Source organism: Cobetia sp. PDI-12MA (assembly GCF_059507695.1).
Map to the genome: position 1 here is coordinate 2,461,837 of NZ_CM183351.1, position 16,434 is coordinate 2,478,270.

The following is a 16,434-nucleotide window of genomic DNA, read 5'->3' on the forward strand; positions in this document are numbered from 1 at the left end:
GAGAAGACACGATGTCACTCAACGGTCATCAGCTTATCGGACAACGCAGCTGCGCTGCTCAGGGCGAGGCGATCCACGCCATCAATCCGGCCACGGGTGGGCGTCTGGAGCCCGCCTATCCGGGCGCCAACGCGAGTACGGTGGAAGAGGCCTGCCAGCTGGCCAGTCAGGCCTTCGATGCCTATCGCGCCACGTCGCCCGACGCGAGAGCCGTCTTCCTCGAGACCATCGCCGAGGAAATCGATGCACTGGGCGACACCCTGACCCAGCGCGCCCTGCAGGAAACCGGCCTGCCCGAGGCACGCCTAAACGGTGAACGCGGCCGCACCTGCGGGCAGCTCAAGCTGTTCGCCAAGGTACTGCGCCGCGGTGAGTGGCAGGATGTGCGCGTCGATCCTGCGCTGCCGGAACGTGCGCCCCTGCCGCGTGCCGACCTGCGCCAACGTCAGATCCCGCTGGGCCCGGTGGCCGTCTTCGGGGCCAGCAACTTCCCGTTGGCCTTCTCGGTGGCCGGTGGCGATACCGCTTCAGCGCTGGCCGCGGGCTGCCCGGTGGTGGTCAAGGGACACTCGGCCCACCCGGGCACCTCGGAACTGGTCGGTCAGGCCGTGGCGCGCGCCGCCAAGCGTTGCGACATGCCGGAAGGTGTCTTCTCACTACTATTTGGCCCGGGCAATGAGGTCGGCCAGGCACTGGTCAAGCATCCCGAGATCCAGGCGGTCGGCTTTACCGGCTCGCGCAGCGGGGGCACCGCTCTGCTGGCCCTCGCTCAGGCTCGCCCACAGCCGATTCCGGTCTATGCCGAGATGAGCAGCATCAACCCGGTCATCCTGATGCCGGCCGCACTGGAAGCCCGCGGCGAAGCGCTGGGTGGCGCATTCGTCGGCTCGCTCAACATGGGCGCCGGTCAGTTCTGCACCAACCCGGGGCTGGTGCTGGCCGTCAAGGGCGAAGCACTGGAGCGCTTCAAGCAAGCTGCCATCCCCGCCATCAAGGCAAGTCCGGTGCAGACCATGCTGACGCCGGGCATCCACAAGGCCTATGCCGAAGGCGTGGCGAGCCTGTCCTCACAGCCCGGCATCACCTGCCTGGCCAGTGGCGAAAGCGACTCTCCCATCGCCAGCCCCTGTCAGACCCAGCTGTTCAGCACCCAGGCGAGTGACTTCCTGGTCAATGAAGCTATGCAGGCGGAAGTCTTCGGCTCCAGCTCGTTGATCATCGAATGCGATGATCTCGCTCAGCTCAAGCAGGTCTGCAGCGCGCTGGAAGGCCAGCTGACCGCCACTCTGCACCTGGATGAGGCCGATCACGATGCCGCACGTCAGCTGCTGCCAGTGCTGGAGCGTCGCGCCGGGCGCATCCTCGTCAATGGCTGGCCGACAGGGGTCGAAGTCTGCGATGCCATGGTCCACGGTGGCCCCTGGCCCGCCACCTCCGACAGTCGCACCACCTCAGTCGGCACCGCCGCGATTCACCGCTTCCTGCGCCCGGTCTGCTATCAGGACCTACCGGATGCCCTGCTGCCACCGGAACTCAAGCACGACGCGCCCTCCGACATCAATCGACTGGTGGATGGGGTACGGGAAGGTCAATGAAGTACAACGACTGTAACTAGAATACTTGCTTAGCGTTTCTGTTAGGTGCCCGCCGGATAGGTGAAGGCACACGAGCGGCTGGAGGCCGTATGCCAGCCGCTCGAGCCAATAGCAACTCATCAGGGTTTACTTGCAAGATAAATTCTTCTTTAATCAATTGCATCGATCTGCAATGCGACTCGCCCTGGCTGTACCTCGTCCAGCTTGAACTATGACTTACCAGCACTACCACATTTCCCCCAATGCGGCAGGATGGTAGCAACAGAGCGGTAAACCGGATTCCCGAGAAGGCACGACCTCGTGAACCTCAGCGATATGCTATACCTGTATCAGTTCCTCCAGATGCGCCCATAGCTGGCTCACCCCATACTGAGAGGACTGCTTGAAGACGCTCTTTCCTCGTCATTGATACTTATTCATCGTAGGGTGTTACCGTAGCAAAAAGAGGGCTGTATGGAGGGTCAAAAAGTGGTCAACTGGTTAGTAATATTGAAGGCGCAGCTGGAAGTGCAAGAGCGAATTTTGCAACAAGCGCCACTTGAGGAGATCCTTGACGCTGTCACGCGTCAAGTCGAGCTACTACTCCCAGAGGCAATTATCGGATTCATGAGCTTTGATACCAAGGATAAAACGCTCAGTCTTCTTCGCAGTCGATACTTCTCATTACCTTACCAAGAATGCCTTCAGTCGGTTGAGGTCGGACCTGATGTGGCATCTTTCGGCTGTGCAGCCTTTTATCATAAGCCTATAATCACTGAAGATATCCGCACTGACTCGCGCTGGTCAGCATTCTACGATGCCGCAGAAAGCGAAGGACTACGTGCATGTTGGTCGACCCCTATCCTGACCACTAAAAACGAACTGATTGGGATTTTCAGCATCTACTTCCGTAAGCCCTGCTATCCTGATGAGGTCAGTCGACTAGGCTTAGAGCAATCCGCTGGGCTATTATCTTTGGCCTTTCTGCGTAAACGCGATATTACCGATCTTCGGATGCTATCTGAGTGGCATCGTTCGCTTTACTTGAATCACCCTGAAGGAGTCTATGAGTTTGACTTAACAGGGCGCTTCCAGCGTGGTAATGCGGCACTTACTCGCATTACGGGATATCATGAAAAAGAGTTGATCGGTCGACACTTCAATGAGTTTATCGAGCCAGCATATCGCGAACTGACACAGTCAGGATATGATATTGCCAGACAAGGTGGGACACACCAGTATGAGACTGTAGGGATCCACCGTGATGGTCATAACTATCGACTACAGATTTTTAATTTCCCAGTTTCAGTAGATGGTGAAGTTGTAGGGGTCTACGGTGTCTGCCACGACATTACCCAACAGCGCGAACAAGAAGTTCAGCTTTCCTACCAGGCGACACATGATTTGCTTACTGGTCTACCCAACCTCACATTTTTCGACGAGTGCCTACAGGTTTTATTTAAAAACAATCGACATGATCAGCTGTCGTTTACAATAATGCAAATTGGTCTAGATGGATTCAAAACGATAAACCGTAGTCTTGGTTACCAAAATGGCAATCAACTGCTGATAGCAGTGAGCCTCCGATTACGCCAAACAGTAGATAGTGCTGTCACATTAGCCCGTATAGGCGGGGACGAGTTCGCCCTATTAATTCCCTCTCAAGATAGTCGCCAGTCCAGTATCGAGTTAGCTGAGCGCATACTAGACTCACTGTCTAGCCCCTTTGTAATTGATGATACACCTCTCCGTATCAGTGCCAGCATCGGTATCGTTGACAACATCGAGGACGTACGATGCTCCCGCGAGCTGATGCCGATGGCCGACTTAGCCATGCTCGATGCCAAACGGCAGGGCTACAACACTTGGTGCTGGTATCTCAGTGGTCAAAACCAACTCAACCGGGATAACATACAGTTACATCATGACCTGCATACAGCACTACATAAGGATCAGAATCAGTTTGAGCTTTATTACCAGCCTATCGTAGAGGCGGTAAATGGACGTATATGCGGATTAGAGGCATTGATTCGTTGGCACCACCCCACTCGTGGATTAGTCTCTCCTGGAGTGTTCATTCCCCTAGCCGAACAAACGGGGCAAATTGTTCAACTAGGCCGTTGGATACTGCGCCATGCATGCCAAAATGCCGTAGAGATGCGCGCCAAAAGCGAACAAGTGATACCAGTCGCCGTCAATGTTTCGTCTCTTCAGTTTAGGCGCGACGATTTCTTGAGAAACCTTCAAGAAATACTAGATGAAACTTGCTTGCCGCCACATTTATTGGAGCTGGAGATTACCGAGAGCGTACTCATAGATTGGGCCCATAAAGCTATCGAATTGATCAATGCACTTAAGACAATGGGCATCCGGGTCGCGCTAGACGATTTCGGCACTGGCTTCTCCAGCCTCAGCTATCTACGTGATTTACCAATTCACAAGGTAAAACTCGATCGAGCTTTCATCCAAGATATTGATTCCAATCGCAGCCATGCTGCAATTGTGGAAGGTATCATCACTATGTCACATCATTTAAACTTAGTTGTAGTCGCAGAGGGCATTGAGAATCAAGAACAACAACAAGCTCTAATATGCCATAACTGCGATTTATTGCAGGGTTTCTATTTTGCCAAACCTATGCCAAAAAGAGAGTACATGGGGCTACCTAATCTACTCCCACTGCTTTCTGATGCCTGAGTATCAGGTTAGACACGCTATCGATAGCCAGGGCCTGTCACCCCGGTAATGCTGAGTAATAGCAGCACGAGGCCTCATATTAATCTGGGTTACTGGAGTCAAGTACACATCCTCGTAATCACGCAGAGTCTGGTGCTTATCGACTGGATTGGCCATCGGCGCGGTATCTGTCGCTGATGGCCATCATCATAACCTTACCAACGCTTCCTCACACGGGCCGACAGCTGACTCCGGTCTTCTGGTGACTTCGAAATCTCGAACCAAGCGAGTAGCAACCCGGCGCATCGAGCGTCGCTAAAGTCATTGAGGTCTATGTGAGATCGTAGGCCATCACCTACAGGTTGGCTCGAGCGAGACGCACCTACTAACCGAGCCTTCTCTCTTCGTGGTTAAGGGTGCCAGCATTACGCACTAGGTCTAGGACGCCCGAGATCATAACAAAGACGGGACTCAACCGCGCGGCCAGCCACAGCGGCGCTTTCTTCTGACACAATCTACTGCCAGACACCGCCTGATTGACTACAACTCCAGACTAGTTATTACAGCTTTAGATATAAAATTTTAAAACTCCTGAAGATCACATTGAAAAATACTTTGATGGACACTTTCAGCATACATCGCTCCCCATGCAAGGACTTCCTCCATACCCCAGCGAGCTACAGCTGCCTAAAAGTCCGATATGTTGAGCCCTCCTGCTCAGACATTCTGCCCTGACACACCACCCTCCCCAGCCTTGGCGATCAGCCAATCTCGGAACAGTCGCGCGGAGGCCGAGAGCGGTCGATCGAGATCAAACACGAGATGCTCCGCGAGGCCGGTGATCGCGCGATGATCCGTGACACGAACTAGCTCGCCCTTGGCGATGGCGTCCGCCGCCATGAAGTCCCACGCCAGTCCGATGCCGGCACCTCGCTGGATGGCGGCGAAGGTCAGCGTCAGCTGGTTGAAGGTGATGTCTGACTTGGGCGGGCGGTAGCGAATACCGAAATGGGCGAACCAATGAGACCAGTCCATGCAGTTCCAGGAGGAGTCCAGCTGAATCAGCGGCCGCTGAGCCAGCTCTTCCAGCGAAAGCTCCTGCTCCTTGATCACATCGGGGCGCGCCACCGGATAGATATCTTCGTGAATCAGCGGCGTGGCACCCAGCGCTGGCCATTCGCCGTCGCCATAGAGGATCGCGAGATCATGGTCCGACACCATGCTGGCACCCATCTCGTTGCTGGCGTGGATATGCACGGTGATCTCGGGGTGCTCGGCGCTGAAGCGCAACAGGCAGGGGAACAGCCAGTACTGGGAGACGGCATGCGTTGCCAGCACGCTGACGGTGTCAGAGTGCTGGAGCGCGCGCAGGCGCTGTCCGGCCATCTCGAGCCCTTGCAGCGCCGGCAGAATGTGCTGCTGGTAGAGCATTCCCGCCTTGGAAAGCGTGACACCGCGCGCCTTGCGCACGAACAGCGGCGTGCCAAGTGACGCTTCCAGCGCGCGAATCTGCTTGCTGATGGCGCTCTGGGTCAGGCACAGCTCATCGGCGGCACGGGTGAAGCTTCCCAAGCGACTCACGGACTCGAAGGCCGCGAGTCCCTCCAGTGAGGGAAGATGGCGAAAACGTCCTGCCATGGGGGCTCCCTGTATTTGGAATTGTGTCAGTGTTCGTCATTGCGCTCGCGCGGATGGCTCCAGGCAGCTCTCTCGGCGCACATTCCTTGATGGAATGTCTGGATGCGGCAAAGTCGCTGCTTGATCCCGAAGTAACGCATTAGAGTGGCCCCTTGATCAAGACAAGGGCGACTCATCATGAAAAAAGCAATAGTCCATGCTGGCATGGCAGGCGCCCTCTGGGGAGGCGTCATCGTGTTGCCCTCATTACTTGGCGACATCCATCCAGTGGTCATCAGCTGCGCACGTTTCGGGCTCTACGGACTGTTTGCCGCGGCGATCGCGTTACCCCATGCTCGCCGTCTGTCCGCTCGCCTCACTGCGCGCGATACCCGCTTGCTGCTGGAGTTGGCGCTGACAGGCAATGTGGCGTATTTCATCCTGCTGACGGCAGCAGTCCAATATGCCGGTGTGGCCATTGCGGCATTGATCAACGGGCTGGTGCCGGTGGCGGTGATGTTGATCGGGAGACGCCATATTCAGGCGAGCCGCCTGTCCGTGAGCCTGTCCCTGACACTGATCGGGGTGGGAATCGTCTGCATGAACGTGCCTGTTCTACTTCGCTTCCTGCAGGGGGCAGGAGAGTGGCGAGACCTGATCGGCGTGCTGTGTGGCTCGCTCGGCGTGATGTCCTGGGCATGGTTCGCGTTGCGCAATGCCCAACAACTCAAGGCAGGTCGTTTTTCCGCGCGTGAATGGTCCACCCTGCAAGGCATCGCGACCGGGATCGTGGCAGTGATGATTCTTGTGTTGGTCGCCGTCTTGCAGCCGCGGATATTGCCGCTGGAGCTCTCGTCTGAACGCTGGCTGGCCTTCACTGCTGCAGCCCTGTTCATGTCGGTCGGGGGCTCCTGGATCGCCAATGCCCTGTGGAATTCCTCGGCCCAGCGCCTGCCGGTATCGGTAGGCGGACAGATGATCGTCTTCGAGACCTGCTGCGCGTTGCTCTACGGATATCTGCTGGCATGGCAATGGCCGCAGAGCAATGAAGTGCTGGGCATGCTGTTGATTCTCGGCGGTGTGATGTGGACGCTGCGCGCCGAGCAGCGTGTGGCCGGCCCTCGAGAGGTTGCGAAAGGCGTACCTGTTACGGGATCAGAGCAGTGAAATACCCCGCCTGATGAAGTCTGGGTTGGCCGATGGTCATTCCTCGCACATTTCACTCGCCTATTTCAGACACGACAAGGCCGCCCTTTGAGGCGGCCTTGTCGTGTCTGGCGGGCAGTCTCCACCACTGCCCTCTCGACCATTGCTCTCAGCCATAGCGCTTAACCATGGCGCTCAACCATAGCTATCAACCATAGAAGTGCTCGACAAGACTCATGGGAATCGCCGGCACGTAGGTGACCAACATCAGCACCAGGAAAAGCACGAAAATCATCGGCAGATTGACCTTGGTGGTTTCCCACATGTCCGTCTTGGCGATGGAGCATGAGGTGGCCAGTACCGAAGCCACGGGTGGTGTCTGCTGACCGATGGCCAGATTGAGGGTCAGGATCAGGCCGAAGTGGATGGGGTCGATGCCGATCTGCTGGATCAATGGCATCACGATCGGTACCACCAGGATGATGGCAGCGGCGCCATGCAGGAACATGCCGAGCAGGAGCAGCAGAATGTTGAGCAACGCCAGCACCGCCACCGGGTCCGTGGTGATCGCGGTGATCTCCTGAGCCAGCTGTTGCGGCAGCTGCATCTCGGTGAGGAATAGCCCCAGTACCGCGGATGTGGCGACCAGCAGCATCACGACGGAAGTCTGGATCACGCCATCGATCACCGCGCGATACAGCACCTGCAGGTTCAGCTCACGATAGACCAGCCCCCCGATGACCAGCGCCGCCAGCACGGCGATGCCTGCGCCTTCGGTGGCGGTCACGAAGCCACCGAAGATGCCGCCCAGAATGATGACCGGCAGCGTCAGGGCCCAGAAGGCCTCGCGGAACGCCTTGCCGAGTGTCGACAGCGAGAAGGCAGCCTCACGCGGCATGTCGTACTTGCGGGCGTAGTAGTAGCAGAGCATCGCCAGCCCCAGACCACCCAGAATCCCCGGGATGATGCCTGCGACGAACAGCTTGACGATGGACGTGTCCGCGATGGCCCCGTAGAGAATCATCGACAGCGACGGCGGAATGATGATGGCAAGCGACGCCGAAGACGACGTGATCGCCGCCGAGAACTGCGGCGTGTACTTGCGCTTCTTCATCTCGGGAATCAGCACCGAACCCGTGGCGGCCACATCGGCCACCGCAGAGCCGGAAATCTCGGCGAAGAACAGCGATACCCCGACATTGACCATCGCCAGGCCACCGCGCACGAACCCGACCATGGCCGTGACGAGGTTGATCAGTCGCATGGAGATGCCCGAAGTATTCATCAGCGCGCCGGCCAGAATGAACAGCGGAATCGCGATCAGCGGGAACTTGGTGGCGCCATTGAAGAGCGTCAGCGGCACGTTCACCAGCGCGTCCACGCCCATGAAGATCACCACTCCGACGACCCCGACGGTACCGATGGCGACCGCAATGGGCACGTTGATCAACACCAGTGCGAACAGCGCCGCGATAATGATCAGTAGCGTCATGAACGGTGCTCCTTGAGGTCTTGCTCGGCGAGACGGATGGCTTCCGCGATCTCTTCCTCTTCGCTGTTGACGCCCGCACACATCTTGCGCCAGGCATGAGGCAGACTCAGCAGTTCACACAGGATGAAGAGCGCCGCACTGATCGGAATCACCGACTGTGTGACATCCAGACCGATGGTCGGCAAGGCGATGAGGGAGTCCCAGGCCAGCACGTCCAGCACCTGATAGCCGAACCAGCCCACCACGGCAAAGAATCCGACCACGATTAGCTCAGAGGTAATGAATAGCGTACTGCGCAGTGCGATCGGCGCCTTGGTGATCAGGCCCGGGAAGCCCATGTGGGAACGCTTCAGAGCCGCCAGACCAGCGCCATAGAAGCTGAGCCAGGCCAGATTGATCGAGGCGACCTCGTCATACCAGGGCAAGGAGCCACCGAAGGTACGCAAGGCCACCGCCGCCAGCACGATCACCGTCAGCGAGAGCAGCAACCCGACGGTGAACACTTCCAGGCAGCGCTCCACCACCTGGTTGACTCTGTCCAGCAGGGTCACATCAGCCGTGGCCGTCAGTCCTTCCCCACTCTCGGTGGGGAAGGTTGCCTTGGCCGCATGGGAATGCGAGCTCATGACTTACTCCTTGGCCAGTGCCATGGCCCGGTCGACCATCGCCTGACCACCGTCGACCTTGTCGGAGAACGCCTGATAGACCGGCGCACTCGCGGTGACGAAGGCATCCCGATCCACCTCATTGACGGCCATGCCGCCCGCCTTGAGGCTCGCCAGCAGCTTGTCATCCAGTTCTGCACCCTTGGCGAAGGCCCAGCTCTGGGTCTCGGCAGACACCTCGGCAATCGCGGCCTTCAGGTCCTCGGGCATCTTGCCCCAGCCGGCCTGACTGCTGGTCAGCCAGATGGGCGAATAGACATGATTGGAGAGTGACAGGTACTTCTGGACCTCCTGGAACTTGGCGCCATCGATGTTGGACAGCGGGTTCTCCTGGCCATCGACCACCCCGGTCTGGAGTGCCACGAAGACTTCCGAGAAGGCCATCGGTGTCGGATTGGCGCCCCACGCCGTGAACATGCCGGTACGCCATTCGCTCTGCGGGGTGCGCAGCTTCAGCCCGTCCAGGTCTTCCGGCTCCACCACGGGATGTTCATTGTTGGTGATCTGGCGGAAGCCGTTCTCCCAAGTGGAGACCAGCTTGAGGCCCTTGGCCTTGGCATCCTCGGCCAGGTCCGTCATCACGATCTCGTCATCGATGCGCTTGAGATGCTCGCGATCCTTGACCATGAACGGCATGTCAAACAGTGCAAAGCTTGGCGAGACGGATGACATCACCGAGGAAATCGCGGCCAGATCGACCGTGCCGAGGCGCAGCTTCTGGATCAGCTGGCGCTCATCGCCCAGCTGACCGCTGTGGTAGTACTCGACCTGATGCTCATCCCCAAGTCGAGCCTGCAGGCTATCGGCGAAATGTTGCGCAGTCTGGCCCTGCAGACTGTTGGGGCTACCGCCGATGGCAAACACGATCTTCTCGGCATGCGCAGTGGTGGTACCCAAGGCGGCGGCTAAAAGCGTGGCGGCAAGCATGGCTCGCTTCATTGTCGAATCCCTTTGATTGTTCTGTTGTGGGGTATGGACGTATCGGGTCTGGCTTGCCGCTTGAACGCTCCGGACCTGAGTCTGTGTCGGCGAGACTGACTCACGTACGTCACGTTCAAATTCCACTCCCTAAAGTGGACTGCAAACCATACCAGATGAAGCAAAACTTAGTCGTCCACTGCCGCATCGGTCAATCACACCGCCGCAGAAATAGACCTTTGTCTAGCGAAACACGCAACAATCCCCCTTCCACAACCTCATCTGGACTGGATGGCAAACCACATACCGACATCAACCATCTGCTGCCGTCAGCCGCGGTGTCTGGAAGTTTTTCAGCCCTGCAAAACCAAAAGCCCCGCCGATTTCCTCGGCGGGGCGTGCATGCGGATCAGAGACGTAACGCCTCGAAATAGGGCGTAACTGAGGAACGAAGCTGAAGAACCAGGCTGGACGTCACTCAGTCACGGCGACCCCAGGCCACGGCGTCGTGCGGGTGAAGGCTTTCGATATGCCGTACATGTACATGCGCCTCGCCGTCGGTGATCGCCAGGCCATTGATCAACCTGCGTGCGGCGTCTTCAACGAACATCAGGTTCTGGCCATTGAGCGCCGCGAAGGCTTGCTCATCGGCGCGTTTCACGGCCGTCTGGACCGGCGTGGCCACGGCCTGCTCGATGGCATCGATCAGTGCGATCAACCCCAGATCCCGCGCAGCGGGCTTCAGCTCGACCTGGACCTGCGCCTCGCTACGCTGGCTGTGGGGCGTGGCCAGAGTGGCGTTGTGGGTGAGCCACTCGGCGACCTGCGCAGGCGTCAGCGTAGTGTCATTGCGATGAGCCGCCAGGAATGCCTGCTCGATCAGCTGGCGCGACAGGGCCGCCGAGCACGGACAGGTGGAGGAATACCCCACCGTGACACTGGCCTGCAGTGTGAACCTGCCCTCGTGCAGGCTGGCCTCCAGCGTGACGGGATAGGACTTCCATCCTGAGAGTTGCGGTGTGACTAGCGCCGGACGTTTCACCAGCAGCGCGAATTCCAGCCTGACGCGTGCATTGCGCGAGGCGCAGTCGTGATGGCTTGCCACCATCGCGGCGAGCACGTCCTGCAGATTGCCCGGGGTCAGTGGCTCGCCCTCCGCCAGCCCATCCAGCAGGCGGTAAAGGCGCGACATGTGAATGCCCTTGGTATGCGGCATCGGCAGGTCGACCTGCGCATCCACGTGGGCATGCAATTCACGGCGATAATCGCCCTCCTCGATGAGTACAGGCAGATCGATCCCCTGCATGCCCACCCATTCCAGGGGACTCAAGGAGCGCGAGCGCTCGGTCAGGGAAACGTCGGGGAGTATTGCGGTCATTCGTCAGATATCCAAAGCGGCCCTCGTCAGTGACCGCCTCCCCCAGGATGCAGGAAGGCGGCACTGAGCTCAGCCAAAGTGTGGGGTGTGTCAGGAGAAATGAAGAGCAGAGCGCAGACGGCTCGTCGTCAGGTCAGAATCATCCCGCCAGTCGCGAGGAATGATGACCGGTGATCTTCCACTCACCGAGGATCTCCTCGAAGGTGAACAGAAAACGGGCCGGAATCGTGACCGTCTCGTCAGCGACGCGATATTCGAAGGTGTAGTGCCCTCCAATCACGACGGTACCCAGCTTGCGACTGACTCGGGGTGAGTACTCCCCCAACTCGCAGGCCAGCGCTTCATTGGCGAGAAAGCCATCGAAGTAGGCCTGTCGTTGCTGGCGATTCTCACGCACATCATCGGCGACCGTCGGCACCAGAATCGCGTCCTCTGCATACAGCGAGAGAAGCGTCTCCTTCTCCCCGCGAGTGACGGCAATCGCCCAGCGCTCCAGCGTGCGCGTCGCGGCATTGATGCAGAACTCTGCGTCACGCTCACTCAGCGGTGGCGATGTCGGGTGGGGCATGCGGTGGCTCTCCCTTGAGGATGAGGCTCTTGAGGAAAGACGGGGGCCGACAGCGCCCCCGTCGATTTGTCACGGAGCGATCAGGCGTCGGCACACCGCAGGATGCCCTGTCCCAGGCGCTCGATCAGCTGCGGATACAGCGTCTCGCCCAGCGGCAGTCCCACACCCAGCGGCTCGAAGACGATGGAGGTCTTGACGCCGGTTCTCTCGAAGACGCTCTCGATCAACGCCGGGTTGTACTGTGGCTCTCGGAAGACGCACTGGATGTCGTCCTGCTTCACGCGCGCCTGGATCTCCTTGACGCGGGCCGGGCTGGGGGTGGAGGCGTCGCCCAGCGAGATGGCACCAGACGCCGGCACGTCGAAGCGGTGCTCGAAGTACTGATAGGCATCATGGAAGACAATGTAGCGAGTGCCCTGCACCTGAGCCAGACGCGCTGACAGTGATTCGGTCAGCGCCTCGAGCTCCTGCTGCCCCGCCTGGGCATTGCTGCGATAGGTCGCCGCGTGCTCCGGGTCCTGTGCTGCCAGTGACTCCGCAATGGCGCCCAGCCAGGTGTGAGCATTCACCGGGTCCAGCCAGCCATGGGGATTCTCGCCGTCATGACCATGCTCGTCGTGATGCTCGTCGTGATCTGCATGGGCTTCGTGATCGCCATCGTGATGCTCGTCATGGTCGCCGTGATGCTCGTCGTGATCCGCATGGGCTTCGTGGCCACCATGCTCGTCGTGCTCTTCGCCATGCGCGGAAGAGGCTTCATCAGCGTGATGATGTGCCTCGAAGGTGGGGCCCGAACGATAGGTCAGGTGCAGGGTGCCCGGCACCTCCATCAACTCGACGGTATCGGCATCCGCGGCCAGCGACGCACGCGCCTTGGCAAGCCAGGGCGTCAGCTCATCACTGACGAAGAACACCACATCCGCATCGGACAGTGCCCTGGCCTCGGAGGGACGCATGGAATAGCCATGCGGTGAAGCGCCTGACTGGATGACCAGATCGGGGCTGCCCAGCTCCCCCATGACACGTGCCACCAGTGAGTGCACCGGGGGGATGTCCACCGCGACCGATGGCACCTCGGCCACTGCCACGGCAGGTGCCAGCATCAGGGGCAGAGAGAGGGAAGGCAGTAACCGATGGCGCATGGCGGTTCTCCAATAGAGGCGATATCGCGGAAGGAAGATCGGAGGCTGCAATGACCAGCCTCAATATGTTATAACATAACATTAATGATTGCTGCCCCGTCAACTCTTCAGCGCCAAGAGGTCCCCATGTCGCTGTTATCGATCAAAAATCTGTGTGTCACGCTCGGCAGGCATCGTATCCTCGATGCGATCGATCTCGAGGTTGAGCGCGGCGAAATCGTTACCCTGGTAGGCCCCAATGGCTCAGGCAAGTCCACGTTGCTTCGCAGCATCATCGGGGCGGTGTCCCCGACGAGCGGGCGGATACATCGTCAACAAGGCTGCAGAATCGGCTACGTCCCCCAGCGCCTGAGCCTGGACCCGACACTGCCGATGACGGTGGTGCGTTTCCTGAATCTGCCCCATCGCCATTCGCGCGCGGCGGTGGCAAATTCCCTGGCGCAGGCCGGCATCCCCGGCGTCGAGCAACAGCAGATCGCCGACCTCTCGGGGGGACAATTCCAGCGTATTCTGCTGGCCCGTGCCCTGATGGATTCGCCCGATATATTGCTGCTCGATGAGGCAACCCAAGGGCTGGATCACCGTGGCATCGCGGACTTCTACCGTCAGATCGATCGCGTCCGCCACACCCTCGGCTGCGGGGTACTGATGGTCAGTCACGAGCTGCATGTGGTGATGCGCGCCTCCGACCGTGTCGTCTGCCTGCATGGCCACGTCTGCTGTCAGGGCACGCCTGAGCGTGTCATGGCCTCACCGGCCTACCAGGATCTGTTCGGGCTCGATACCGCTGATGCCCTGGCCTTCTATCGCCATGAGCATTCACACGATCACTCTCCTGCTCAGTCTCACGATCACTCTGACTCTCGCACCCACTCGCCCGCTGACGCTGCGCCCACCTGTCGGACCTCATCCGGACCTGCACCTGCACCTGCACCCGCGCCTGCAGCCAAGCCTGTGCTCAAGCAAACAACGCAGAGCCGGGAACCAGCGCTCCAGCTCATTGCACCGAACGCAGAGGGATGTCACTGATGTTGGAGGGACTGATACTGGATGACTTCATGCTCCGCGCCGCCCTGGCCGGGATATTAGTGGCGCTTGCGGCAGCGCCGCTGGGCTGTTTCGTCGTCTGGCGACGCATGGCCTATTTCGGCGACGCCACGGCCCATGCCGCGATCCTCGGCGTGGCGCTGTCGCTCTTGATGTCCACCTCGATTCTGGCCGGCGTGCTCGCCGTCTCGCTGATCATGGCGACACTGGTCACGCTGCTCAGCGGACGCGGCTACGCCATGGACACCCTGCTTGGCGTGATGGCGCACTCCGCACTCGCCTTCGGCCTGGTGGCCGTCTCCTTCCTGCCCGGCGTACGCATTGACCTGATGGCCTATCTGTTCGGCGATATCCTGGCGGTCAGCAAGACAGACCTCGCAATCATCGCCGCAGGTGGCGTGTTGGTCATCGGCCTCATCTACTGGCGCTGGTCGGCGCTGCTCACTGCCACCCTGAATGAGGACCTGGCGCGTGCCAGCGGCATCAACCCGCGACGCGAGCAGCTGGTGCTGACACTGTCGCTGGCCGTGGTGGTCGCGGTTGCATTGAAGGTGGTCGGTGCGCTGTTGATCACCGCACTGCTGATCATCCCGGCGGCCACGGCGCGCCGCTTCTGTCACACCCCGGAACTGATGGCGATCGCCGCCGCTATTATCGGCGGAGTCTCCACCACCGGCGGGCTGCAAGCAGCTTACTGGCTGGATACCCCCACCGGCCCCACCATCGTGTGCCTCGCCACCCTGCTGTTTGCCCTGAGCACTGCAGCGGCACGCATCTCACGCCTTGTCGCACAGACCGGCAACGAAGCGTCTGCTCGAGGAAAGTGACGGCCCCTCCCTACTTGATCAGCACAACAGTACCGATCAGGAGCGCCAAAGACGCGCCAGCAATGAAGACACCCCACTGATCGCGGATCAGCGGGGTGTCTTGGCGAGTGTCAGCAGTTCAGAGACTCATGCGCCGTCGCTCATTCCCAGGCGGGGAACGGGTCTGGCAGGTCACGCCAAGCTTCCTTGCCCGCCAGCAGCGTGGCGTCATCGAGCAGGCACTCATCCAGCGCCTGGCGGATACGGGCTTCATCCAGGTTCTGACCGATGAATACCAGCTCCTGGCGCATGTCACCGAACGGCTCCTGCCACTTTTCTCGGATCGACTCCAGGTACTCGGGGTCTTCTGGCCATTCGACCTCCGGGACTGCCTTCCAGAACATGCAGCCGAACCCGTAGTGCGCGATGCCGCCGGCCTGGTTCCACTGCCCGGCAAACTGCGGCCGCGTGGCCAGCCAGAAGAAGCCCTTGGAGCGCAGCAGCTTGCCGCCGAACCAGTCTCCGTGGAGCAACTGGTGGAATTTCTCGGGATGGAACGGCACGCGCGCATGGTAGGAGAAGCTAGAGATGCCATATTCCTCGGTCTCCGGCACGTGCTCGCCGCGCATCTCCTTCAGCCAGCCCGGTGCCTGTTGCGCGCGATCGAAACTGAAGCGGCCAGTGTCCAGCACCTTGGAAAGCGGCACGGCACCCTTCGTCATGGGCAGAATCTCGGCCTCCGGGTTGAGCGAGCGCAGCACCGCGCTCAGCTCGGCAAGCTGTGAGGCATCGAGCAAATCCGTCTTGCTTATCAACAACACATCACAGAATTCGATCTGATCGACCAGCAGATCCGCGACATTGCGCTCATCGTCTTCGCCGAGGCTTTCACCCGCTTCGGCCAGTGACTGCGCTTCGCGATACTGGGTCAGAAAGTTGGCGCCATCCACGACGGTGACCATGGTGTCGAGACGCGCGACACTGGAGAGGCACTGGCCGTCCTCGTCCTCGAAGGTGAAGGTTTCCGCCACCGGTAGCGGCTCGGAAATGCCGGTGGATTCGATCACCAGGCAATCGAAGCGCCCTTCCTCGGCCAGTCGCCGTACCTCAATGAGCAGGTCCTCACGCAGCGTGCAGCAGATGCAGCCGTTACTCATCTCGACCAGCTGCTCCTCGGCACGATTGAGCGTCACCTCGTTGTCCGCACCGGGCGCGCCACGCACCATGGCAGCATCGATGTTGACCTCGCTCATGTCATTGACGATCACCGCCACCCGACGCCCTTCGCGGTTGGCAAGGATGTGATTGAGCAGCGTCGTCTTGCCGGCGCCCAGAAAACCGGACAGCACAGTGACTGGCAGGGGTTGCGACAGGGGCACTTGTGGGGAATTCATCAGGCGGTACC

13 protein-coding genes are annotated in these 16,434 nt (G+C 59.6%); 5 read left to right on the forward strand and 8 right to left on the reverse strand.

Going from position 1 to position 16,434, the window contains the following annotated elements; all coding sequences use genetic code 11:
* The first annotated feature begins 11 nt into the window (after positions 1-11).
* Both AC5WNI_RS10530 and AC5WNI_RS10535 read left to right on the forward strand, forming a co-directional pair.
* On the forward strand, positions 12-1,595 hold the full coding sequence (locus tag AC5WNI_RS10530) for an aldehyde dehydrogenase (NADP(+)) (protein WP_131432341.1): 1,584 nt from the start codon (positions 12-14) through the stop codon (positions 1,593-1,595).
* Positions 1,596-2,048: 453 nt separating this feature from the next.
* On the forward strand, positions 2,049-4,271 hold the full coding sequence (locus AC5WNI_RS10535; protein ID WP_495928426.1) for a sensor domain-containing phosphodiesterase: 2,223 nt from the start codon (positions 2,049-2,051) through the stop codon (positions 4,269-4,271).
* A 696-nt stretch (positions 4,272-4,967) separates the two neighbouring features.
* Here the strand turns inward: AC5WNI_RS10535 and AC5WNI_RS10540 are convergent.
* A complete protein-coding gene (locus AC5WNI_RS10540; RefSeq protein ID WP_495928427.1) occupies positions 4,968-5,888 on the reverse strand; it encodes a LysR substrate-binding domain-containing protein in 921 nt (306 codons plus the stop codon).
* A 204-nt stretch (positions 5,889-6,092) separates the two neighbouring features.
* Here AC5WNI_RS10540 and AC5WNI_RS10545 point away from each other — a divergent pair, with 204 nt between their 5' ends.
* Positions 6,093-7,034 carry a DMT family transporter gene (locus tag AC5WNI_RS10545; protein ID WP_495929198.1) on the forward strand — a complete coding sequence of 314 codons (942 nt, stop codon included), beginning with the start codon at positions 6,093-6,095 and terminating at the stop codon, positions 7,032-7,034.
* A 187-nt stretch (positions 7,035-7,221) separates the two neighbouring features.
* Here the strand turns inward: AC5WNI_RS10545 and AC5WNI_RS10550 are convergent, their stop codons facing one another.
* From AC5WNI_RS10550 to AC5WNI_RS10575, 6 genes are all read right to left on the reverse strand, one after another.
* Positions 7,222-8,505: a TRAP transporter large permease gene (locus tag AC5WNI_RS10550; RefSeq protein WP_024952532.1), complete on the reverse strand. Its 1,284-nt coding sequence runs from the start codon at positions 8,503-8,505 to the stop codon at positions 7,222-7,224.
* Positions 8,502-9,131 carry a TRAP transporter small permease gene (locus tag AC5WNI_RS10555; protein ID WP_495928428.1) on the reverse strand — a complete coding sequence of 210 codons (630 nt, stop codon included), beginning with the start codon at positions 9,129-9,131 and terminating at the stop codon, positions 8,502-8,504. Before AC5WNI_RS10555 ends, AC5WNI_RS10550 begins: the two co-directional genes overlap by 4 nt.
* A gap of 3 nt (positions 9,132-9,134) precedes the next feature.
* The gene (locus AC5WNI_RS10560) at positions 9,135-10,109 is read right to left on the reverse strand and encodes a TRAP transporter substrate-binding protein (protein ID WP_495928429.1); all 975 of its coding nucleotides are present in this window, start codon (positions 10,107-10,109) and stop codon (positions 9,135-9,137) included.
* 457 nt (positions 10,110-10,566) lie between these two features.
* Positions 10,567-11,466: a GTP cyclohydrolase FolE2 gene (gene folE2, locus AC5WNI_RS10565; protein ID WP_495928430.1), complete on the reverse strand. Its 900-nt coding sequence runs from the start codon at positions 11,464-11,466 to the stop codon at positions 10,567-10,569.
* 139 nt (positions 11,467-11,605) lie between these two features.
* Positions 11,606-12,034 carry a DUF4440 domain-containing protein gene (locus tag AC5WNI_RS10570; RefSeq protein ID WP_107336434.1) on the reverse strand — a complete coding sequence of 143 codons (429 nt, stop codon included), beginning with the start codon at positions 12,032-12,034 and terminating at the stop codon, positions 11,606-11,608.
* A gap of 80 nt (positions 12,035-12,114) precedes the next feature.
* Complete coding sequence (locus AC5WNI_RS10575; protein ID WP_495928431.1) at positions 12,115-13,176, reverse strand: zinc ABC transporter substrate-binding protein; 1,062 nt, start codon at positions 13,174-13,176, stop codon at positions 12,115-12,117.
* 126 nt (positions 13,177-13,302) lie between these two features.
* Between AC5WNI_RS10575 and AC5WNI_RS10580 the strand changes: the two genes are divergently transcribed.
* Together AC5WNI_RS10580 and AC5WNI_RS10585 are read left to right on the forward strand one after the other, a co-directional pair.
* Positions 13,303-14,205, forward strand: coding sequence for a metal ABC transporter ATP-binding protein (locus AC5WNI_RS10580; protein ID WP_495928432.1), 903 nt, complete (start codon positions 13,303-13,305; stop codon positions 14,203-14,205).
* On the forward strand, positions 14,205-15,050 hold the full coding sequence (locus AC5WNI_RS10585) for a metal ABC transporter permease (protein WP_495928433.1): 846 nt from the start codon (positions 14,205-14,207) through the stop codon (positions 15,048-15,050). Before AC5WNI_RS10580 ends, AC5WNI_RS10585 begins: the two co-directional genes overlap by 1 nt.
* A gap of 140 nt (positions 15,051-15,190) precedes the next feature.
* Here the strand turns inward: AC5WNI_RS10585 and zigA are convergent, their stop codons facing one another.
* The gene (gene zigA, locus AC5WNI_RS10590; protein ID WP_495928434.1) at positions 15,191-16,423 is read right to left on the reverse strand and encodes a zinc metallochaperone GTPase ZigA; all 1,233 of its coding nucleotides are present in this window, start codon (positions 16,421-16,423) and stop codon (positions 15,191-15,193) included.
* Between the last annotated feature and the right edge of the window lie 11 nt (positions 16,424-16,434).